The organism is Hoeflea phototrophica DFL-43 (genome assembly GCF_000154705.2).
GTDB lineage: Bacteria > Pseudomonadota > Alphaproteobacteria > Rhizobiales > Rhizobiaceae > Hoeflea > Hoeflea phototrophica.
Genome location: NZ_CM002917.1, coordinates 527,501 through 549,848 on the forward strand (window position 1 = coordinate 527,501; position 22,348 = coordinate 549,848).

15 protein-coding genes, 1 tRNA gene and 2 rRNA genes (1 of these 18 only partly in view) are annotated in these 22,348 nt (G+C 59.2%); 4 read left to right on the forward strand and 14 right to left on the reverse strand.

What is annotated here, in order from left to right; genetic code table 11:
* From HPDFL43_RS02520 to HPDFL43_RS02530, 3 genes are all read left to right on the forward strand, one after another.
* Nucleotides 1-2,514 (forward strand): 23S ribosomal RNA (locus HPDFL43_RS02520) (it extends 285 nt beyond the left edge of the window).
* Between the two features lie 431 nt (nucleotides 2,515-2,945).
* Nucleotides 2,946-3,060: ribosomal RNA gene (gene rrf, locus HPDFL43_RS02525) — 5S ribosomal RNA — on the forward strand.
* Nucleotides 3,061-3,458: 398 nt separating this feature from the next.
* A tRNA-Met gene (locus HPDFL43_RS02530) sits at nucleotides 3,459-3,535 on the forward strand.
* Between the two features lie 264 nt (nucleotides 3,536-3,799).
* On the opposite strand, the gene HPDFL43_RS02535 is transcribed toward HPDFL43_RS02530, so the two are convergent.
* The 14 genes from HPDFL43_RS02535 to HPDFL43_RS02600 form a co-directional block, all read right to left on the reverse strand.
* Nucleotides 3,800-5,536 carry an adenylate/guanylate cyclase domain-containing protein gene (locus tag HPDFL43_RS02535; RefSeq protein ID WP_169743216.1) on the reverse strand — a complete coding sequence of 579 codons (1,737 nt, stop codon included), beginning with the start codon at nucleotides 5,534-5,536 and terminating at the stop codon, nucleotides 3,800-3,802.
* 580 nt (nucleotides 5,537-6,116) lie between these two features.
* A complete protein-coding gene (gene hmgA, locus HPDFL43_RS02540) occupies nucleotides 6,117-7,466 on the reverse strand; it encodes a homogentisate 1,2-dioxygenase (protein ID WP_007199992.1) in 1,350 nt (449 codons plus the stop codon).
* Nucleotides 7,463-7,675 (reverse strand): DUF2783 domain-containing protein, encoded by a 213-nt coding sequence (locus HPDFL43_RS02545; protein ID WP_007199993.1) that lies wholly within the window; start codon nucleotides 7,673-7,675, stop codon nucleotides 7,463-7,465. The genes hmgA and HPDFL43_RS02545 overlap by 4 nt, the downstream gene beginning before the upstream one ends.
* Nucleotides 7,672-9,303 carry an FAD-dependent oxidoreductase gene (locus HPDFL43_RS02550; protein WP_007199994.1) on the reverse strand — a complete coding sequence of 544 codons (1,632 nt, stop codon included), beginning with the start codon at nucleotides 9,301-9,303 and terminating at the stop codon, nucleotides 7,672-7,674. Before HPDFL43_RS02550 ends, HPDFL43_RS02545 begins: the two co-directional genes overlap by 4 nt.
* Before the next feature lie 22 nt (nucleotides 9,304-9,325).
* On the reverse strand, nucleotides 9,326-10,276 hold the full coding sequence (locus HPDFL43_RS02555; RefSeq protein ID WP_007199995.1) for an MBL fold metallo-hydrolase: 951 nt from the start codon (nucleotides 10,274-10,276) through the stop codon (nucleotides 9,326-9,328).
* A 363-nt stretch (nucleotides 10,277-10,639) separates the two neighbouring features.
* Entirely contained in the window at nucleotides 10,640-11,524 is an 885-nt protein-coding gene (gene purU / locus HPDFL43_RS02560; protein WP_007199997.1) for a formyltetrahydrofolate deformylase, read from the reverse strand.
* Nucleotides 11,525-11,690: 166 nt separating this feature from the next.
* Complete coding sequence (gene glnT / locus HPDFL43_RS02565; protein ID WP_007199998.1) at nucleotides 11,691-12,998, reverse strand: type III glutamate--ammonia ligase; 1,308 nt, start codon at nucleotides 12,996-12,998, stop codon at nucleotides 11,691-11,693.
* 80 nt (nucleotides 12,999-13,078) lie between these two features.
* Nucleotides 13,079-14,407, reverse strand: a complete 1,329-nt coding sequence (locus HPDFL43_RS02570) for an FMN-binding glutamate synthase family protein (protein ID WP_007199999.1) — start codon at nucleotides 14,405-14,407, stop codon at nucleotides 13,079-13,081.
* Nucleotides 14,408-14,421: 14 nt separating this feature from the next.
* Nucleotides 14,422-15,108 (reverse strand): GltB/FmdC/FwdC-like GXGXG domain-containing protein, encoded by a 687-nt coding sequence (locus HPDFL43_RS02575; RefSeq protein WP_007200000.1) that lies wholly within the window; start codon nucleotides 15,106-15,108, stop codon nucleotides 14,422-14,424.
* A gap of 37 nt (nucleotides 15,109-15,145) precedes the next feature.
* Nucleotides 15,146-16,051 (reverse strand): class II glutamine amidotransferase, encoded by a 906-nt coding sequence (locus HPDFL43_RS02580; RefSeq protein ID WP_007200001.1) that lies wholly within the window; start codon nucleotides 16,049-16,051, stop codon nucleotides 15,146-15,148.
* A 133-nt stretch (nucleotides 16,052-16,184) separates the two neighbouring features.
* Nucleotides 16,185-16,736 carry a sarcosine oxidase subunit gamma family protein gene (locus HPDFL43_RS02585; protein WP_007200002.1) on the reverse strand — a complete coding sequence of 184 codons (552 nt, stop codon included), beginning with the start codon at nucleotides 16,734-16,736 and terminating at the stop codon, nucleotides 16,185-16,187.
* Nucleotides 16,729-19,695, reverse strand: a complete 2,967-nt coding sequence (locus HPDFL43_RS02590; RefSeq protein ID WP_007200003.1) for a sarcosine oxidase subunit alpha family protein — start codon at nucleotides 19,693-19,695, stop codon at nucleotides 16,729-16,731. Before HPDFL43_RS02590 ends, HPDFL43_RS02585 begins: the two co-directional genes overlap by 8 nt.
* The gene (locus HPDFL43_RS02595; protein WP_007200004.1) at nucleotides 19,692-19,970 is read right to left on the reverse strand and encodes a sarcosine oxidase subunit delta; all 279 of its coding nucleotides are present in this window, start codon (nucleotides 19,968-19,970) and stop codon (nucleotides 19,692-19,694) included. The genes HPDFL43_RS02590 and HPDFL43_RS02595 overlap by 4 nt, the downstream gene beginning before the upstream one ends.
* A 24-nt stretch (nucleotides 19,971-19,994) precedes the next feature.
* The gene (locus HPDFL43_RS02600; protein ID WP_007200005.1) at nucleotides 19,995-21,245 is read right to left on the reverse strand and encodes a sarcosine oxidase subunit beta family protein; all 1,251 of its coding nucleotides are present in this window, start codon (nucleotides 21,243-21,245) and stop codon (nucleotides 19,995-19,997) included.
* Between the two features lie 89 nt (nucleotides 21,246-21,334).
* Between HPDFL43_RS02600 and HPDFL43_RS02605 the strand changes: the two genes are divergently transcribed.
* The gene (locus HPDFL43_RS02605; protein ID WP_007200006.1) at nucleotides 21,335-22,312 is read left to right on the forward strand and encodes a GlxA family transcriptional regulator; all 978 of its coding nucleotides are present in this window, start codon (nucleotides 21,335-21,337) and stop codon (nucleotides 22,310-22,312) included.
* The last annotated feature ends 36 nt before the right edge of the window (nucleotides 22,313-22,348 follow it).

Consider the following 22,348-nt stretch of genomic DNA (forward strand, 5'->3'; position numbering starts at 1 on the left):
CTCCGTAAGTAGTGGCGAGCGAACGCGGACCAGGCCAGTGGCATGATTAAGTAAAGTGGAACCGTCTGGAAAGTCGGGCCGTAGTGGGTGATAGCCCCGTACACGTAATCCTTAGTCATGTCCTAGAGTAAGGCGGGACACGTGAAATCCTGTCTGAACGTGGGGGGACCACCCTCCAAGCCTAAGTACTCGTGCATGACCGATAGTGAACAAGTACCGTGAGGGAAAGGTGAAAAGCACCCCGACAAGGGGAGTGAAATAGTACCTGAAACCGGATGCCTACAAGCAGTCGGAGGGCGTAAGCCTGACGGCGTACCTTTTGTATAATGGGTCAACGACTTAGTGCAGCAAGCAAGCTTAAGCCGATAGGTGTAGGCGCAGCGAAAGCGAGTCTTAATAGGGCGATTAGTTTGTTGCATTAGACCCGAAACCGAGTGATCTAGCCATGAGCAGGTTGAAGGTTGGGTAACACCAACTGGAGGACCGAACCCGCATCTGTTGCAATAGATTGGGATGACTTGTGGTTAGGGGTGAAAGGCCAATCAAACTCGGAGATAGCTGGTTCTCCGCGAAATCTATTTAGGTAGAGCGTCGACCGAATACCCTCGGGGGTAGAGCACTGGATGGGCTATGGGGACTCACCGTCTTACTGATCCTAACCAAACTCCGAATACCGAGGAGTACTAGTCGGCAGACACACGGCGGGTGCTAACGTCCGTCGTGAAGAGGGAAACAACCCTGACCTCCAGCTAAGGTCCCCAAGTCATGGCTAAGTGGGAAAGGATGTGAGACTCCCAAAACAACCAGGATGTTGGCTTAGAAGCAGCCATCATTTAAAGAAAGCGTAACAGCTCACTGGTCTAAATAAGGGGTCTTGCGCCGAAAATGTACCGGGGCTAAAGCCATGCACCGAAGCTGAGGATGTGCAGTTTACTGCACGTGGTAGCGGAGCGTTCCGTAAGCCTGTGAAGGGAGACCCGTGAGGGCTCCTGGAGGTATCGGAAGTGCGAATGTTGACATGAGTAACGATAAAGGGAGTGAGAGACTCCCTCGCCGAAAGACCAAGGGTTCCTGCTTAAAGTTAATCTGAGCAGGGTTAGCCGGCCCCTAAGGCGAGGCCGAAAGGCGTAGTCGATGGGAACCACGTTAATAATCGTGGGCCTGGTGGTAGTGACGGATCTCGTGTGTTGTATCTCCTTATTGGATTGGAGGTGCAGCGAAGAGGTTCCAGGAAATAGCTCCACCGTATAGACCGTACCCGAAACCGACACAGGTGGTCAGGTAGAGAATACCAAGGCGCTTGAGAGAACTGCGTTGAAGGAACTCGGCAAATTGCACGCGTAACTTCGGAAGAAGCGTGACCCTTTTCTGCGCAAGCAGATGAGGGTGGCACAGACCAGGGGGTAGCGACTGTTTATCAAAAACACAGGGCTCTGCGAAGTCGCAAGACGACGTATAGGGCCTGACGCCTGCCCGGTGCCGGAAGGTTAAGAGGAGAGGTGCAAGCTTTGAATCGAAGCCCCGGTAAACGGCGGCCGTAACTATAACGGTCCTAAGGTAGCGAAATTCCTTGTCGGGTAAGTTCCGACCTGCACGAATGGCGTAACGACTTCCCCGCTGTCTCCAACGCAGACTCAGTGAAATTGAATTCCCCGTGAAGATGCGGGGTTCCTGCGGTCAGACGGAAAGACCCCGTGCACCTTTACTATAGCTTTACACTGGCATTCGCCAAGGCATGTGTAGGATAGGTGGTAGGCTTTGAAGCGTGGGCGCCAGCTCGCGTGGAGCCATCCTTGAAATACCACCCTTATCTTCGTGGATGTCTAACCGCGGCCCGTTATCCGGGTCCGGGACAGTGTATGGTGGGTAGTTTGACTGGGGCGGTCGCCTCCGAAAGAGTAACGGAGGCGCGCGATGGTAGGCTCAGACCGGTCGGAAATCGGTCGTCGAGTGCAATGGCATAAGCCTGCCTGACTGCGAGACTGACAAGTCGAGCAGAGACGAAAGTCGGTCATAGTGATCCGGTGGTCCCGCGTGGAAGGGCCATCGCTCAACGGATAAAAGGTACGCCGGGGATAACAGGCTGATGACCCCCAAGAGTCCATATCGACGGGGTTGTTTGGCACCTCGATGTCGGCTCATCGCATCCTGGGGCTGGAGCAGGTCCCAAGGGTTTGGCTGTTCGCCAATTAAAGCGGTACGTGAGCTGGGTTCAGAACGTCGTGAGACAGTTCGGTCCCTATCTGCCGTGGGTGTAGGAATATTGATAGGATCTGTCCCTAGTACGAGAGGACCGGGATGGACGTATCTCTGGTGGACCTGTTGTCGTGCCAACGGCATAGCAGGGTAGCTATATACGGAATGGATAACCGCTGAAGGCATCTAAGCGGGAAACCAACCTAAAAACGAGTATTCCCTGAGAGTCGTGGAAGACTACCACGTTGATAGGCTGGGTGTGGAAGCGCAGTAATGTGTGAAGCTTACCAGTACTAATAGCTCGATCGGCTTGATCGTTCTCATTGCTTGTGCTCATCTTGAAGTGCAAAGCACTTCAACAATGACATGTCCTCACGGATGAGCGTCACTAACGTGACTATCCTCCGGACGGGGCGGCCAAAAGTGGCCGGCGCGCAGTCGCGCTTGCAGAGCTTTGCTCTGGTTCCTTGTCCCTGATCTATCAGGGGAAAGAAATTCGAAGCATCGCTTCGCAAGGGCAAGTTCCCGTCGCCAATCATTTGGCGCGCCGTCTGCAGCGCAGCAATCGTCAGATTGCGGCAGCGTGAAGACAAAACAGACGTGTTCAAAGACAAAGGGTTAGCCGCCCGCCAGCTTCTCATACAGATTTACTGAAATGTTCTGTCTTAGAACATGGTCAGCCAATGCGTCCTGCGAGGCAACGAGCAGGACAAGCTGCATTGGCCAGTAAAAATGTTGCGCTTTGCCGACCTGGTGGTTATGGCGGGGCGGCTGCACCCGGTCCCATTCCGAACCCGGCCGTGAAACGCCCCAGCGCCGATGGTACTTCGTCTTAAGACGCGGGAGAGTAGGTCGCTGCCAGGTCTGCAAAGCGCAACAAAATCTTCTCACATTACGAAAATTGGAACCGCCGCGGGTCGCATATCGCGGCCCGTTTTTGCTTTGAACGCCTTGAGTAATCATCAAGGCAACCCAAGGGCCCGAGCAGCCCCGCCGAAACCCAGGGAGCAACGCTCCCAAGGCCGGCAAAAATCCGGGCAGATCCCGGAGCGCTCAGATCTTAACGCGGGGTGGAGCAGTCCCCGCCGACCCGCAGGAGCATCGCTCCGAGGACCGGCAAAGCAAAAAAACCCGGGCAAAACCCGGAGCGCTCAGAACTTAACGCGGGGCATGGAGCAGCCCCCGTCGACCCGCAGAGGCAAAGCCTCGAGGACCGGCAAAGCAAAAAAATCCGGGCAGATCCCGGAGCGCTCAGAACTTAACGCGGGGTGGAGCAGCCCGGTAGCTCGTCAGGCTCATAACCTGAAGGTCGCAGGTTCAAATCCTGCCCCCGCAACCAAATCATAAACATAACAATCATAAAAAAAACGGTAAAACACCAGGGACTTTGGTGTTCCTGAGCAAAACTAAATGCATGGCGTGAAAAACCTACGCCCGCAGCCGTGGAAATACCTCCAGAATCCGTAACTTGCAGAAAAACCGCTTTGCTTTTGCTGTGCAATCGCCGGCCTAATCAACGGCTCGCAGGGTCAAACCCAACCAACGAGGCTGAAACAAGACGAGCCTAGTAAATCCATCTCCCGGCAACACATCACAAGATGGTTCAGGCTTTGTCCTGCCCTGAATCGGCCGGTTCAGTGGTATCTGCATGAGCTGGGCCATCGTTCTGGGGCAGGCCAGCGGCCTGGCGGGGGGCGGTCAGGTCGTCCGGATGATTGACCCCGAAAATGCTGACCTTGGAACGTTTGCCGCGGACCGAAATCTTCTGTTGTGCGGAGATCGGGACAGCCAGTTCGGCCGCTGTGATAACATCTTCCGATATGCACAGGGTGCAGCCGAGATCCTTGGTTGCGGCTTCCAGTCGGCTTGCCACATTGACCGTGTCGCCGATCGCGGTCAGGCCCCGCGCCGAGCCATAGCCCATCTCGCCCAGAATGACGGTTCCGGTGTGCAGGCCGATGCCCATTCTCAGGGGTTCATCAAGCTCGCCCACCAGTTGTTCGTTGAGGGTTCGAAGCCGGCCGATCATCTCTCCGGCAGAGGAAAGGGCGGCTTCGGCGGCAGGCCTGACGTCGCTGTCAACGCCGAAAAGCGCCATGAATCCATCGCCCAGGAATTTGTCGATGCGTCCGCCCTGGCTTTCAACCACCTCACCCATGGCCTTGGAGAACTGATTGATCAGATAGACCACATCGAACGGCAATCGGGTTTCAGTCATCTTGGTGAAGTCGCGCAAATCCACAAACATGACTGTAGCGGTCTTCTCCCGCCCATTCGACCAGGGGGAAACGGTCCGGGCGGTCTTGACAGTGACGTCTGAAGGCAACAGCCTCTGAACCTTGATGTCACCTTCCGGGCGCAGCTGACAGGCGAGGCGGACATTCTCGGGTGCGCGGATCCGCTCAAGCACTCGGCTTTCGGCCTCAAGCGGCGGTGTGGTCGGGACTGCCGTCTCGATGATCTGCACTCGGCAGGTTGAGCAGCGTCCGCGGCCACCGCAAACGCTCGCATGTGGAACACCGGCTCCCTGGCTTGCCTCGAGAACGGTTCCTCCCTTGTTGACCACCACCTTTGGCCCGTCGAGATAGGTAATGGTGATCTCTTTGCTGCGCCGCCGCGCCGCACGGCGGAGGATTTGCAACACGATCACGGCCAGAACCGCGCCGCTGAGCACCCACCGTGTCGCATCCATGTCCGCTGTCAGGGATGTCCAGGTCTGCGGGTCGGTTACATTCAACTCCTCACGATAGGTGTCCATGAACTCAGGGTCTTGGGCAAGCAACTCCACTCTGCGGCCGGCAGAAAGGAAACCTGCCAACGAGACCGCCGGGATAAGTGTGGCCAGCACCAGTCCGACCGGCTCGAACCAAGAGCGATACCAATCCTTGAATCGGGACCACATGTAGAGCCCGATGCAGCCATGAACCCAGGCAGCGACCAGCCCGGCGGCATTCAGAACGATGTAGATTGGCGAACTTATGAATGTGGAAACCAGCACATAGGTGTAGGAGGGGTCCAACCCGTACCGGGCTGATGCGTATCTGGTGCCCATGACATGAACAAGCATCAGGAAAGGGATCGACAGGCCAAGCCCGGCCTGGATCCATTCGCGCAACGTGATCTGCAAGTTGCGGCGAAGCGCCAGTCCAACCAGCGCCGTCACGAAGTGAGTCGCCAAAGCCCAGTAAAGCAGGATGGTGATTGGCAGGAATCCCCAGAACTCCTCCGTGATTTCGCCCGCCGCACTCAGCACTTCATGGGAGATCAACCCGAGGCCGTGGGTGGAAAAATGCGCCAACACATAGAAAAACAGAACCAGGCCGGAACCCGTCCGCATCATTTTGAGCCGCTCTTGCCAAGTGGTTCCGCCTTGCTGGGGTGATGGTTGTGACATTTCTCTCCCGACCGTCAGCGGTTTGACTGTTTTGGACAGGCGCTGCGGATCCTGATTCACACAAAACCAAAAGCCATGACCAATCGCCAATGGCAAGTGCACCGCTCCCGGTCAGGAGCCAAGGGCTATCTCTCACAATCTGCACCAAGAGCCAATCTCTATGTGAGCAACGATTCCTTCCTATTTGCGGCAGACCATGCTCGCACTTCCTCGGTGCCGTCATGTTGAAGCCTTCCAAAGCAAATCGGGCGGCCTGGCCGGATTTGCCAGCCAGGGCTATGTGCGCTGAGTTATCGGCTGGCCTGGTCGAGCGCTTGCCTCCGCCGTATGGGGTTTCCGCAATGGCTGTCAGGAGTTGCAGGGCTATCTGTTCAGCAAGGCGGTGCCGGGCGAGGAGATCGAGGTTGTGCTCCGTGCGCAGCAATCGGCTGCCCGGCAATCACAACCGGACAGAACCTTGCTGCGCCGTTCAGCGTGAGAGCGATACGCTAAAATCGTTGCAGGCGCTGACGGCAGCTGTCACGCCTCATTTCTTGCCTGGCGTCCCGTCGAATTTCTTCTCGAGAGTGTCCCAGCAGTCGATGTAATCGTCCTGAAGCGGGGCTTCCTTGCCGGCAAATTCGGTCAAATGTTGCGGGAAACGGGTCTCGAACATGAACGACATGGTGTTGTCGAGCTTGTCGGGCCCGAGATTCGCGTTGGAGGCCTTTTCAAAGGCTTCGCGGTCGGGGCCATGCGGCAACATCATGTTGTGCAGGCTCATGCCGCCGGGGACAAAGCCCTGAGGCTTGGCATCATACTCGCCATAGATGTTGCCCATCAGCTCGCTCATGATGTTCTTGTGGTACCAGGGCGGACGGAACGTGTCCTCGGCCACCATCCAGCGCTCGCGGAACAGCACGAAATCGATGTTCGCTGTGCCCGGCTGCCCCGAGGGCGCTGTGAGAACGGTGAAGATCGATGGGTCGGGATGGTCGAAAAGGACCGCACCCACCGGGCAATAATTGCGCAGATCATATTTGTAGGGTGCGTAGTTTCCGTGCCAGGCAACCACATCCAGCGGGCTTTGGCCGATCAGGGTTTCGTGGAACTGGCCACACCATTTGATGGTCAGGGTCGAGGGCACTTCGCGATCCTCGAAGGCCGCCACGGGGGCCTTGAAATCGCGCGGATTTGCCATGCAGTTGGCGCCGATCGGACCACGGCCCGGAAGCTCGAACTTCTGTCCGTAATTCTCGCAGACAAAGCCGCGGGCGGGACCCTCAAGCACCTCGACCCGGTAGACCAGCCCGCGCGGGATGATGGCAATCTCCTTGGGCTCGATGTCGATGATGCCGAGTTCGGTCGCAAAGCGCAGCCGTCCCTCCTGAGGCACCACGAGAAGCTCGCTGTCGGCGGAATAGAAGTAGGCGTCCTTCATCGAGTCCGTCACCAGATAGAGGTGGCTCGCCATGCCCACTTGGGTGTTTACATCGCCCGCTGTTGTCATCGTGCGCATGCCGGTAAGCCATGTGAGCGGCGTATCGGAATGTGGCATCGGATCCCAGCGATACTGGCCAAGCGATGTGACGTCCTCAACCACGTTGGGGGCTGATTTCCAGTAGGGCAGCTCGATCTTTGTGTAGCGGGCTGAATGCTTGACCGAGGGGCGGATGCGGTAGCACCAGGTCCGCTCTGGCGGATTGGCGGTGAAAGCGGTGCCGGACAGTTGCTCGCCATAAAGCCCGTAGTCGCATTTTTGCGGGCTGTTCATCCCCTGCGGCAACGCGCCGGGCAAGGCTTCGGTCTCGAAATCATTGGCCCAGCCGGGCATGTAGCCGGGGTGGGTTGCACGTCCGTCGGACTGGATCATCGTGATGGGTGCGGTCTCGTTCATGAAGGATCTCCTGAGGGGCTGGACGAGCGAGCGGCATTGAGGGCCTTGGCCAGAATGGCGCGGTCCCCGATATGGTTGGCAAGAATGAGCACAAGGCGAGCGTTGAGCGCGGCGCTGTCGTCATCGCCCAGCCCGTCATGTGCAGCGATAAGCTCGGCGTAGAAGCCATCGGGATCGGAAATGTTGGGCGTGGTGATCAGATCGCTCATGCAGGCTCCTTTCCGCAGGCCCGGCGCGTGGCTGTGGCAAGGGCGTTGTCGTCCAGACTGTTCCATCTTGCGGCCACATGCTGATCCGGGCGAACCAGATAGACAGCCGAACTGGCCGCACCCAGGTAACGGGCGGCAAGGTTGCCGGTCGGGTCATCGGCAGATGCGAGCTGAACTGTCCGCACCGGAATGCCGTCAACCTCGAGCCCTTCCGGGGCATCAGTGTTGATCGCCAGGACCATGAAACCGCCACCAAGCCGGTCAAGCAGATATCCGTCATTGAGCGGCGCATCCGGGCAGGGCGCGCCGGGGCGGGTGCGCGCCGGGCCGCCCGCCAGCGCATCGGCACCCGTGAGTGACAACCCTTCATAGATGCAAGGCACGGAAAGCCGCCCGGAGTTCACAAGCGGCCGGGCGAAAGGATATTCGGCGGCAAGATCAAGCACCGCATTGCGGAAAATCTGGCTGGCCTTCGACTTCGGCGTGATAAAATCGGTCGCGCGGGTGGAATTGAGAATGTTCTCGTCAGCTCCATGAATGCGCTCCTCGTCATAGCTGTCGAGCAGACTTTCAGGGGCATGCCCCCGGAGCACCAGTCCGAGCTTCCAGCCCAGGTTGTCGACGTCCTGTATTCCTGAATTGGCACCCCGTGCCCCGAAGGGGGAGACCTGGTGGGCGGCATCGCCGGCGAAGATCACCCGGCCGTGGCGGAACTTCTTCATCCGGCGGCATTGGAAGGTGTAGATCGAGGTCCAGACGAGTTCATACTCGACATCCGGGCCAAGCATGGCATCAAGCCGGCGCCGGACGTTTTCCTTTTTCAGCTCTTCCTTGCGGTCAACGTCCCAGCCGATCTGAAAATCAATCCGCCAGACCCCGTCGGGCTGCTTGTGCAGCAGTGCCGATGCACCGGAATCCTTGAAGGAAGGTTCGAACCAGAACCAGCGCTCGGTCGGGAAGTCCGCCGTCATGGTGATGTCCGCGATCAGGAAGCTGTCCTGGAACACCCGGCCCTCGAAATCGAGATCCAGCATCTTGCGCAGCGGCGAGGACGCGCCATCGCATCCGACCAGCCATTCGGCCTCAAGCCGGTAAGGACCGTCAGGCGTGGTGATGTCAAGCACCACATGGTCGTCCTTGACCTCGACGGCATCCACGCGGTTTTTGCCGCGCAGATCAATCGGTGCGCCCTCGGCCTGTGCCGCACGGACCCGGTCAACGAGGAATTTTTCGAAATAGGGCTGCTGGAGATTTATGAAGGCCGGATATCTGTGTCCGTCCTCTGGCAGCAGGTTGAATTCGAACACCTTGCGGTCCTTGTGGAACACCTTGCCAACATTCCAGATGACGCCCTTGTCCAGCATTTCGTCACCGCAGCCATAGCGCGCGGCGACTTCCAGCGTCCGCTTGGCAAAGCAGATCGCACGACTGCCCACGCCGACGCCCTCATGATCATCGAGCAGGACGACGGGGATTCCTTGCAGCCCCAGGTCGAGTGCAGTGGCGATCCCGATCGGGCCGCCGCCCATCACCACCACGGGATGACGCACCGGTGAAGGAGCATCCTGATCGGGTGAACGCATATAGGGGTAAAGCTTGAATGCCAGTGAATACCGGTCGTCGAGCATGGTCCTTCCTCCCTGTCAGACCTTAACCCTGGAGCTGTTCCCACATCTCCCGGTCGCGCTCAGCCGTCCAGATGCGCGGGGTATCGATATCAAGCGCTTCGTCATAGGCGCGCGCGACATTGAAGGGCAGGCAATGCTCGTAGATCGCATAGTCGCTGAACTTCGGGTCGCATTCGGCACGCACCGCGTCCCATGCCTGCTTGAGGCTGCCGCCCCGCAGAGCCACACGGGCTGCCGGACGATAGGTAGACCGAACAAAATCGGCCGTGCTGTCGAGGGCTGCATTGACCATCTCGCGTCCCAGCAACGCGTCGCCGCGGCCGGGCGCGATGGCGTCGAGATCCCATGCACGTATCCTGTCCAGCGTACCGGGCCAGTCATGGAAATGACCGTCCCCGCAATAGCAGGCCGAATGGTATTCGACGATGTCCCCAGTGAACATGACGTTCTGGTCGGGAACATAGATCACCGCATCGCCAGCGGTATGGGCACGTCCCAGCTGCATGATGTCGACCCGGCGCTTGCCGAGATACACCGCCATGCGGCCATTGAAGGTAGTGGTCGGCCAGGTCAGGCCGGGAATGCTTTCATGACCCTGAAAAAGCCGGGGGAAGCGTGCGAACTCGCTGTCCCAGTCTTCTTGCCCGCGTTCGGCGACCATGGCGCGCGCCTTCTCAGACATGATGATCTGCTGTGCCCCATAGGCCGAAGCACCGAGCACGCGCACGGCATGATAATGGGTGAGCACCAGATGTGTGATCGGCTTGTCGGTGACCGAGCGGACGCATTCGATCACCTTGTTGGCAAGCCGCGGCGTGGCCTGCGCCTCGACGATCATCACGCTGTCGTCGCCGATGATCACGCCGGAATTTGGGTCTCCCTCAGCGGTAAAGGCCCACAGGCCCTCACCCACTTCGGTGAAGCTGGTCTTTTTCTCGGTGAGGTCACCTTGCGACGCAAATGCCTTGGACATGCCGATCCTTCTCCCTCTTGCGAACTTTCCATCTCGATGACGGACCCAGTTCGTTGCAAATGCAACAAACATGTTTTGGTTACATCTGCAACTAAAGTCAATATCAAACTCACAGCAACCCAGCCAAACCGGCTTCAATACGGCGCAGGAATAGCAGGGCCGCCCGGCCGGGCAGGCCAGTGTCGGTCTGGAAGCGTTCAGCAGGATTTGAAAAGGCAAACGCCACCTGATCTATCGGGATCAGATGGCGGAGCAGGCACGGTTGAGCGCGCAGCCCTGGTTGTCGGGCTTCAGCAGGCCGGCAATTGGCGCGGTGACAAGCGACCAGTGGCGGACCAAGACGGCCGAAAGCCGAAAAGCGCCTCAGCCCATCCGTTCGGAGGCATAGGAGCCGGGGCTTGGCGGAAACACCACAGTGCGGTTGCCGTTCAAGAAGACACGGCGATGAATATGCGCATGAATGGCGCGCGAAAGAACCCGCGCCTCCACATCCCGCCCAAGCGAAACGTAATCGCCGGGACTTTGCGCATGGGTGACGCCGACCACATCCTGTTCGATGATCGGGCCCTCATCAAGATCGGCTGTGACGTAATGCGCCGTTGCGCCAATCAGTTTCACGCCACGCTGATAGGCCTGCTTGTAGGGATTGGCTCCCTTGAAGCTTGGTAGAAACGAATGGTGGATGTTGATGATCTTGCCCGACATCTGAGTGCACATTTTGTCCGAGAGAACCTGCATGTAGCGCGCCAGCACTATGAGATCGGTGCCGGTGCTGTCGACCAGCTCCATGATACGGGCTTCCGCCTGCGGCTTGTTCTCCTTGGTCACCGGGATGTGGTGAAACGGAATGTCGTGATTGACCACGACTTTCTGGTAATCGAGGTGGTTGGAAACAACGCCGACGATCTCGATCGGCAAGGCGCCAATGCGCCAGCGGTAAAGAATGTCATTGAGGCAATGACCGAAGCGCGACACCATCAGCATCACCTTCATCCGGTCTGACTGGTCGAAGATTCCGGTTTCCATCGAGAATTTTTCGGCGATCGGTTTCAGCCGTTCAGCAAGCTTTTCAAGTGTCGCATCTTTCTCGGACACGCAGCTGATCCGCATAAAGAACTTGCCGGTTTCCAGGTCATCGAATTGCGAGCTGTCAACGATGTTGCAGCCCATCTCGGCCAGAAAGCCCGAAAGGGCGGCCACGATGCCACGGGTGGACGGGCAGCTTACGGTCAGAACAAAAGTCGTCATCCGGCAGTCTTTCTGTGATTCAATTTGCTAGGCCTGCGGGCAATGGTCCGAGGCAAACCAGAAGCCCCAGCACCATGAATCCATTCGGATATCAGCGGCGCTGTGAGCTCCGGGAACAATGCATGTCCTGTTTTGTTTCAGTGGACCTGTCTGATTGCGACATGCATCAGACGTCAAGTGTGGTTTGATGCTCCCACGCCGAGAACTGGGAGCAGTAGCTGTTCCATTCGTCCGTCTTGAGTTTCACATAGGCCTTTGAAAACTCGGTTCCAAGCGCCACTTGCAGCCCGCTGTCGCTTTCGAATTCGCGCAAGGCATCGAGAAGGTTGAGCGGCAGTTTCGGCGCGTCCGTGACCGTATGACCCTCGCGGTACATATCGATGTCGTAGTGACGACCGGGATCGGCCTTCGAGCGCAGACCAGAGAGCCCGGCAGCAATGATCACGGACTGCAGCAGGTAGGGATTGACCGCGCCATCGGGCAGGCGGAGCTCGAAGCGGCCCGGACCCGGCACGCGCACCATATGGGTGCGGTTGTTGCCGGTCCAGGTCACGGTGTTTGGTGCCCAGGTCGCACCAGACAGGGTTCGGGGCGCATTGATACGCTTGTAGGAGTTGACGGTGGGATTGGTCACCGCCGCGAGCGCGCTGGCATGCTTCATGATCCCGCCGAGGAAGGTCCGGCCCTGCTCGGACAGCCCGAACGGCAGCGCATCATCGGCAAAGGCGTTGACCTTGCCGTCCATGTCCCAGACAGAGATATGCGCATGGCAGCCATTGCCCGTCAGACCCTTGAACGGCTTGGGCATGAAGGTGGCGCGCAACCCGTGCTTCTCGGCAACGGATTTGACCATGAACTTGAAAAAGGAATGCTTGTCGGCGGTCCGGAGCGCGTCGTCATACTCCCAGTTCATCTCGAACTGGCCGTTCGCGTCTTCGTGGTCGTTCTGATAGGGCTTCCAGCCCATTTCCAGCATGTAGTCGCAGATTTCCGCGATCACATCATAGCGCCGCATAACCGCCTGCTGGTCGTAGCAGGGTTTTTCGGCGGTATCGAAGGAATCCGAAATCTCCGAACCGTCAGGCGAAATCAGGAAGAATTCCGGCTCGACACCGGTCTTGACGCGAAGTCCGGCCTCGGCGGCTTCCGCGATCAGCTTCTTGAGGATGACGCGTGGCGCCTGCTCGACCGGCTTGTCTTCCATCACGCAATCGGCAGCGACCCAGGCGACATCTTTCTTCCAGGGGAGCTGAATGACCGATGACGCGTCGGGAATGGCAAACAGATCCGGATGCGCGGGTGTGAGGTCGAGCCAGGTTGCAAAACCCGCAAAACCCGCGCCTTCTTCCTGCATCTCGGCAATCGCCTGTGCCGGAACCAGCTTGGCGCGTTGTCCGCCAAACAGGTCTGTGAAGCTGATCATGAAGTATTTCACGCCCTTTTCGGCCGCGAATGCAGCGAGGTCCAGTGTCACGTCATTCCCCTTTGTTTTGCTTCGTTCACATTGTCAAAAAGCCGACCACATCCTCCAATGCATCGCCTTGTACTCGATGCTTAAAACCCTGCCTTGCCGGGATACCAGTTGGTTCCGGCAAGCGGCACTTGCGCCATTGCGGCGGCTTCCATTGTCAGCGCCACCAGGTCTTCCGGCTCCAGATTGTGCAGATGGCTCTTGCCGCAGGCCCGCGCGATGGTCTGGGCCTCCAGCGTCATCACCTTGAGGTAATTCGCCAGACGGCGACCGGCGGCAACCGGATCGAGCCGTGCGGCAAGCTCCGGGTCCTGCGTGGTTATGCCGGCCGGGTCCTTGCCTTCATGCCAGTCATCATAGGCTCCGGCGGTGCTGCCCAGTGCCTGATACTCGGCTTCCCATTTCGGATCATTGTCGCCAAGCGCCACCATTGCCGCCGTGCCGATCGACACAGCGTCTGCACCCAGTGCCAGAGCTTTCGCAACGTCTGCGCCGGACCGGATACCACCTGAGATAACAAGCTGCACCTTGCGGTGCATGCCGAGTTCCTGAAGAGCCTGAACCGCGGGGCGGATGCAGGCGAGCGTGGGCATGCCGACATGCTCGATAAACACATCCTGCGTCGCTGCAGTGCCGCCCTGCATACCATCAAGTACGATGACATCCGCACCGGATTTTACCGCCAGCGCGGTGTCATAATAGGGCCGGGAGCCGCCAATCTTGACGTAGATCGGCTTTTCCCAGTTGGTGATTTCGCGCAGTTCCAGGATCTTGATTTCCAGATCGTCCGGGCCGGTCCAGTCGGGGTGACGGCAGGCCGAACGCTGATCGATGCCCTTGGGCAGATTGCGCATCTCGGCCACGCGGTCGGAAATCTTCTGTCCCAGCAACATACCGCCGCCGCCAGGCTTTGCGCCCTGGCCGACGACGATCTCGATGGCATCGGCGCGGCGCAGATCCTTCAAGTTCATCCCGTAGCGCGATGGCAGGTACTGATAGACCAGCAACTCGCTGTGACCGCGCTCTTCATTGGTCATGCCGCCATCGCCAGTGGTCGTCGAGGTGCCGGCAATCGTGGCACCCCGGCCGAGCGCTTCCTTGGCATTGCCGGACAGCGCCCCAAAGCTCATGCCGGCAATGGTAATCGGGATTTTCAGATGTATCGGTTTCTTGGCATGGCGGGTGCCGAGCACCACGGAGGTGTCACAGGTCTCGCGGTAACCTTCGAGCGGGTAGCGTGAAATCGAGGCCCCAAGGAACAAGAGGTCATCAAGATGCGGGACCTTGCGCTTGGTGCCGCCGCCACGGATATCGTAAATGCCGGTGGCTGCGGCGCGCCTAATCTCGGCCATCGTTGCGTCGTCGAAGGTCGCCGACTTGCGCGGAGGGGTGGGGGGAATGTTGTAGCTCATTTTGGTCCCTCGGCTCAGTAGGCGTCAGCGTTGTCGATATCGAAAGTGTAGAGCTTTCGGGCCGACCCGTAGCGCTTGAATTCTTCCGGCTTCACATTTTCCACACCGGCTTTTTCCAGCAGCTCGGCCAGTTTTTGAAGATGCTCGGGCCGCATCTGCTTTTCGATGCAGTCGGCGCCAAGGCTCTTCACGCTGCCGCGCACGAACAGCTTTGCCTCGTAAAGGCTGTCGCCCAAGGCTTCGCCCGCATCGCCGAGCACCACCATATGACCGGACTGCCCCATGAAGGCCGACATGTGACCGATATTGCCATACACCACGATGTCGATCCCCTTCATCGAGATGCCACAGCGTGATGCCGCATTGCCCTTGATGACCAGAAGTCCGCCATGGCCGGTGGCGCCGGCATATTGGGAGGCATCCCCCTCAATGACAACCGTGCCAGACATCATGTTCTCGCCAACGCCGGGGCCTGCGGAGCCATGCACCGTGATCGTGCCACCATCATTCATGCCGGCGCAGTAGTAGCCCACTGATCCGCGCACTGTGATATTGATTGGGCTGTCGACACCGACAGCAACGGCGTGATGACCGCGCGGGTTGATGACTTCGAAATCGACATCATTCGCGCCGGAAGCAAGCCCGTGAAGTGCCGAGTTGAGATCACGCAGGGGCGTCTGTGACAAATCGAAAACGGGCATGGATCAGAGCGCTCCCGATCGGCTGGGGTGAGAGATATCAAGCTGCATTTTTGTGGTCCCAGAAATAGACGGTGGCCGGTTCCGGCTCCCAGACCCGGGCGGTCTCGATCCCGGGAAGGTTGACCAGCGCCCGGTATTCGGAGCCGAAGGCAACATACTGGTCCGTTTCAGCCATAACCGCAGGTTTGCAGGCGATCGGATCGCGCACAACGCCGAAGCCCGACTTGGTTCCGACCACGAAGGTGAAGAAGCCATCGAGATCATCAAGCGCGCCAGTCAGCGCTTCGCCGAGATCCTTGCCCTTGGCCATTTCCGCGGTCAGATAGGCTGCAGCGACTTCGGAATCGTTCTGGGTCTCGAAGGCGATCCCTTCGCGCGCAAGTTCGCGGCGAAGATTGTTGTGGTTTGACAGCGAGCCATTGTGGACAAGGCATTGGTCCGAACCCGTCGAGAAAGGGTGAGCACCAAGTGTTGTGACCGCACTCTCGGTTGCCATCCGCGTGTGACCGATGCCGTGCGTGCCGCGCATCGAGCGCACGTCAAAGCAGGCAACGACATCCTTCGGCAGACCGGTTTCCTTGTAGATCTCGACGCAATCACCGGATCCCATGATGCGCACATCGGGGCGCAATGAAGCCAGCACTGGCCGCACGCGGGCTGCATCGGCCGCAGCCACTTCGACCACCGCATGGGTGCTCTTGACGGTGACCTTGGCGTCGAGATCCGCCGCCTTGAGTGCAGCCTCCAGATCTTCAAAATCCGTGTCGGGATCTGCTGACTGAACCGTCACCTTGGCTTTGCCGTTATCAGCTGCGCCATAGATGGCGATCCCGGCGGAATCAGGTCCACGGTCGGTCATTGTGATCAACATGTCCGACAGCAACTGACCCAGTTGCGGCTCAAGCGCCGGGTCTTTCAGAAACAATCCAACAATTCCGCACATCCAAGGCGTCTCCAATTTCACTTTCAGACTTCGCTATCATGCGGTCTGCCGGAAATCAACTTTAGAGAAAAAAATATTCTTATTAGGCAAAATCGTACAGTAATTCATTGCGCTCTTCAAGCCGCCTCTCAGGTCAGATGAATTCGCGGCCCATCGTCTCGAAGTCGTCCCAGAGGCTTTCCGCAAAACCACGAAGGACAATGATCTCAAAACTCTCGGCATCAGTCCGGGTAATGTGGGCCGCGACGTGGCCGATAAGCGTTGTGGTGGCATGCCCCAATGGAAAGGCGGTGGGCGCAAGATCAACCGCCGTGCCCTTCGCAAGCATCTGCTCAACCTTCGAACCGCTGACACGGATGCGCACCCGGCCATGGCTTTGATCAACGCAATCGGCTTTCGGCTCAAGCGTGGAGATGAGTGCTGTGCTCTCGGAATTGGAGAGCGGTTTTTTACCGACAATGAACCATTGCCCGGGTGAGACGGCACGCACCGCGAACAATGCCTGCTCCGGCGCGTGTTCGGCCAGAAACGGCGCAAGGTTTTCCGCGCCCTTCCCTGCGAGCACGTGGATCACATGCCCCTCAGGTATTGCTTCAATGCTCACCCCGGTTCCGATGACCGGTTTCCTGGCTGCCAAAACCGGACGGTGGGTGATGACTGGCTTGCCCGTGGCTTGGTCAGACATGAAGCTTCTCATTGGCTGGGTCGACAAAGACCGGATTGCACAGACGACCGGGCGTGAACGCGTCGCGAAGGCCGTCCCAGATCACAATCTCCTCGCCGTGACGGTTCGCCCCGCTCTTGACCAGGGCCAACCCGATGGTCGAGCCCACATGTGGTGAATAGGCGGACGAGCTCACATAGCCCTGATCATTCTCCAGTGCCGCTGCGGCATCCTTCTCGAGAATGTGCGAGCCGGTGCGGAAGCTTGCTTTGGGGTCGAGCGGGGCCACACCCACCAGCTGCGCCCGGTCTGGTGCAACAAGGCCCTCACGGCCGACCATATGCTTGCCGATGAAATCCGCCTTGATCGACGAAACCATCTTCCCAAAGCCGAGATCGGCAGGCACCACCGTGCCGTTGATCTCGTTGTGGGTGACATGGCCTTTCTCGATACGCAGCACACTCAGCGCCTCGATGCCATAGGGCTGGATGCCATACTCCCGTCCGGCCTCCATCAGTGTGTCGGCGATGCTCTCGCCATAACCTGCCGGGACCGCAAGTTCGAAGGCGAGCTCGCCTGAAAAGGAGATGCGAAACAATCGTCCATGCAATTGCCCGCCACACAGGGATACCGTCCGCGCAGCCAGAAACGGAAATGTCTCGTTGGAGATGTCCTCATCCACCAGTTGCTGCAGAATGATACGCGCCTTGGGGCCGGCGATCGCCATCTGGGCCCACTGATCGCTGACGGAAGCCAACCGCACATCGAGATCCGGCCAGATCGCCTGGGAGCAGAACTCCAGATGGGTCATCACCTCGGCCGCATAGGCCGTTGTCGTGGTCATGAAAAAGTGCTGGTCTCCAAGACGGCTGGTTGTGCCGTCATCAAAGATGTGACCGTCCTCGCGCAACATCAGCCCGTACCGCGCCTTGCCCACCGGCAGCTTGAGAAACCCGTTTGCATAGACCCGGTTGAGAAACTCTGCCGCATCCGCGCCCATGATCTCGATCTTGCCGAGCATCGACACATCGCACAGCCCGGCGTTCTTCCGCACGTTCAGCACTTCCCGGTCAACGCTCTCGCGCCAGGTGGTTTCGCCTTCACGGGGAAACCATGCCGAGCGGTACCACAGCCCGGTCTCGACGAAGGTAGCGCCGTTCCTGGCGGCCCAATCATGCAACGGAGATTTGCGAACAGGCCGGAAGTGCTTGCCATGCGCGGTGCCTGTCAGCGCCCCGAACGAAACCGGCGTGTAAAACGGCCGGAAGGTGGTCGTGCCGATTGCGTCTGGTGTGGTTCCGCGCACCTCGGCCAGAAGCCCGATTGCGTTCACATTCGACAGCTTGCCCTGGTCCGTGGCCATGCCGTTGGTAGTGTAGCGCTTGGCCAGTTCCACATCGCCATAACCTTCCTGCACCGCAAGCCGCAGGTCTTTCGTGTGCACATCGTTCTGGTAGTCGACAAAGGCCTTGCCCTTGATGCCGGGAATAGACCAGAGCGGCCGGGACGGCGGGCAGGCCATATCCCCTTCGACTGGACCAAACTCCTGAGGGTTCGGCTTGAAGCCAAGGCTCTCGACCATCGCTGCGGATTTCGTGACGCCTTCCGCCAGTGATGCCTGAATGCCGTCTGTCGCATTGACTGATCCCGCAAGCGTCAGACCTTTCAACCCTTCGGGAGCGAGGAAGCACGATTTTTCGTCGGACCAGACCGGTCTGGCGCCGCGATGGCAGGCGAGATGGATGATGGGACTGAAGCCGCCGGCCATGGCAAGTGCGTCGACCTGCAATGTCTCGGTTCGTCCGTCCTTGGCAACACGGATCGATGAGAGCTTCTTGCCGCCATGCGCGTCTGTGACCACAGCACCGGTGAGAACCCGCGTCGCACCGAGATCGATGGAGTGGTTCACATCTGGCCGGCTGTCGATAATGGCTTCGAGATGTACGCCTGCAGCTATCAGGTCATGGGCAAGTGCATAGCCGCTGTCATTGGTGGTGAAGATCGCCACCGATTTGCCCGGCGCAACGCCATAGCGATTGAGATAGCTGCGCATGGCGCTGGCCATCATCACGCCGGGAATGTCATTGCCGCCAAACACCAGCGGGCGTTCTTCCGCACCGGTTGCAAGCAGGGCCTGCTTGGCAATGATCCGCCACAGCCGTTCGACGGGCAGATGTGCAAGTGGCGCGCTGACATGCTTCTGCACCCGCTCCACCGCGCCGAAGACATTCCCGTCATACCAGCCAAAGGCGGTGGTTCTGGTGAGGGTCGTGACATTGGAGAGTGAGCGCAGTTCGGCAACAGCCGCCGCGGCAAAATCCGGGGCGGCCTGCCCGCTGATCGTGGCAGTTTCCGACAACAGTGAACCGCCCGCAACAGCGTGCTCCTCGATCAAGACCACCCGCGCCCCGGCACGCCCTGCAGTCAGAGCAGCGGCCAGACCGGCCGGGCCGGAGCCGATCACCAGCAGATCGCAATGCGCCCAGCATTTCTCATAGGAATCCGGATCGGCATCATAGGACGCTTTGCCCAGGCCCGCGGCGCTGCGGATCAGCGGTTCATAGAGCTTTTCCCACAGCGGCGCCGGCCACATGAAGGTCTTGTAGTAGAACCCGGCACCCAGAAACGGCGACAGCAGACCGTTGACCGCGCCAAGATCAAAATCGAGCGACGGCCATCGGTTCTGGCTTCTGGCCTCTAGGCCCTCGTATAGCTCCTGCATGGTGGCGCGGGTATTGGGTTCGGTGCGGCCGCCGCTGCCGATGGTCATCAGCGCATTGGGTTCCGCCGCTCCTGCCGTCAGAATGCCGCGCGGGCGGTGATATTTGAAGCTGCGGCCAATCAGTTGCCGCCCGTTGGCCAGCAGGGCGGAGGCGAGGCTGTCCCCTGCAAGGCCTTCCATGCGCGCGCCGTCAAATGTAAAGTTGAGAGGCTTGGACCGGTCGATCAGGCCGCCTTTGGGGAGACGGTAGGAGGTCATGCTGCGCCCTCCCGGTTGGGTGAAGCCGCGGCATCGCGCACGCCGTCCACTTCATGGGTTGCGGTGTCTCTTGTCACCACCAGCCAGCGCCGGCAGCCCGATGTATGGTGCCAGTATTCCTCATAGTTGCCGCGGGGGTTCTCCCTCAGATAGACATGGGCGAACCAGGCCTCGGCAGGCGCGTCGGATGCGGGACGGGTGAGAGCCGCACCCTTGATGGTGAACTCTTCCTTGGGGCGGGTGCCGCAATGGGGACAGGAAAGGAGGCTTGCCATATCAGTGGTCCTTGATCCGCATGGTCAATGCAGGTTCGGCTGGGCGCCCTGGCCCTTTTCGTCGATCATAAAGCCGCGCGCGAAACGATCCATCCGGAAGGCCGCTGCGGTCGGATGCGGTGCGTCACGGGCAAGAAGATGCGCGAAGCAATATCCTGAAGCGGGCGTCGCCTTGAATCCGCCATAGCACCAGCCGGCATTGAGATAGAGGTTATCGAGATGGGTTCGGTCGATAATCGGCGAGCCATCCATGCTCATGTCCATGATCCCGCCCCAGGCGCGCAAAACCCGCACCCGCGACAGGGCAGGGATCATCGCCTTGCCGGCTTCGACCACATGCTCGACTGTCGCCAGATTGCCGCGCTGGGCATAGGAATTGTAGCCGTCGATATCGCCGCCAAACACCAGTCCACCCTTGTCGGACTGCGAGACATAGAAGTGCCCGGCACCGAATGTAACGACCCCATCTATAAAGGGTTTCAAGCCCTCCGACACGAAGGCCTGAAGCACGTGGCTTTCCATCGGCAAGGTCATCCCCGCCATCTCCGCGACACGCGAGGAATTGCCGGCCGCGGCCAAGCCCAGTTTCGAGCAGCCGATGAAACCGCGCGTGGTCTCGACACCGGCGACCTGGCCATTCTCCTGCCGGATGCCTGTGACTTCGCAGTTCTGGATGATGTCGACACCGCGGCTGTCCGCGCCACGTGCATAGCCCCATGCGACACCGTCATGCCGCACGGTGCCGCCACGCTTCTGCAGCAGCCCGCCCATGATCGGAAACCGCGCATTGTCAAAATCGAGAAATGGCACCATGGCCTGGACTGCTTCGCGACCCAGAAGATCGGCATCCACCCCGTGAAGCCGCATGGCGTTGCCGCGCCTGATATAGGCGTCCCGCTGAGCATCGGAGTGATAGAGATTGAGGACGCCGCGCTGGGAAACCATGGCGTTGAAATTGAAGTCCTGCTCCAGCCCTTCCCAGAGCTTCATCGAGAATTCGTAAAACGGATTGTTGCCTGGCAGCAGGTAGTTCGACCGGATGATGGTGGTGTTGCGGCCGACATTGCCGGAGCCGATGTAACCCTTCTCGAGCACCGCCACATTGGTGATGCCGAACTCCTTGGCCAGGTAGTAGGCCGCCGCCAGCCCATGCCCGCCGCCACCGACAATGATGACATCGTAATGCGGCTTGGGGTCCGGCGCACGCCAGGCCGGCGTCCAGGTCTTGTTGCCGCGTAGGGCATTCATCAGGATGGAAAGGGCGGAATAGCGCATCGGTCATACCTTTGAACAAGATTAACAGCTTACGCCCGCAAATGACCAACGGATTGCACATTAAAGACATTTAGAGGTAAAAAAGGGACATGAGTGTTTCCGATACAAGGAATGTCCACAGGATCGGGTTCCTGCTTGCGCCCAATTTTGCGCTGATGTCCTACGCGTCGGCGACCGAACCGCTGCGGGCTGCCAATCTGATCGCCGGCGCGGATCTCTATGAGATCGTGCCGCTGTCCATTGATGCCAATGCCGTCACCAGTTCCTCCGGAGTGTCAGTGGAGTGCGGCGATCTGGCGGCACTGGGCGGCGGTTGCAACATCCTGTTTGTCTGCGCAGGCGGTTCGCCCCGGGATTGGGTCATGCCTCAAAGGGTGCACGGCGCGCTCAGGCGACTCGCGCGCCAGGGCGTGCGCATCGGCGGCATTTCAAGCGGGGCCTATATCCTTGCTGCCGCCGGCCTGCTCGACAATCGCGATTTCACCATCCATTGGGAACATGCGCCGGCGTTGCGCGAAGCCTTTGTGCATCTGGTGCCGCGCCAGGCCCGTCATGTGATCGATGGGGACCGGATCACCTGCGCCGGAGGTGTGGCGCCGCTTGACATGATGCACACGCTGATTGCCGAGCGGATGGGCACCCATTTTGCCCGCCGGGTCAGCGACTGGTATCTGCACGCGCTCATTTCCGAACCGGAAGCCCCGCAACGTGGTTCGGCGGCTGAGCGTTTCGGCACACATCATCCCGCTCTGCTGACGATGCTTGAGAAAATGGAGGCGACGATCGAAAAACCGATGGACCGGCAATCCATGGCGCGGCTCGCAGGCATCAGCGTGCGCCATCTCGACCGGCTCTTTGCACAGCATATGAAAACCGGATTTCTTCAGACCTATCGCGACATCCGTCTTGGGCATGCAAGGCGTTTGCTCGAGCAAAGCCCCTTGTCGATCTCGGAAGTTGCCTATGCCACCGGGTTTTCCAGCGCCGGACATTTCACCCGGTGTTTCCGCCAGGCCTTCGGGTCGACGCCAAACGCGACGCGAAGAGCAATTTCCTCTCAATCCTGACATTTTTCCTGTAAGGAAGAAGTCTTGAAGGAGCGA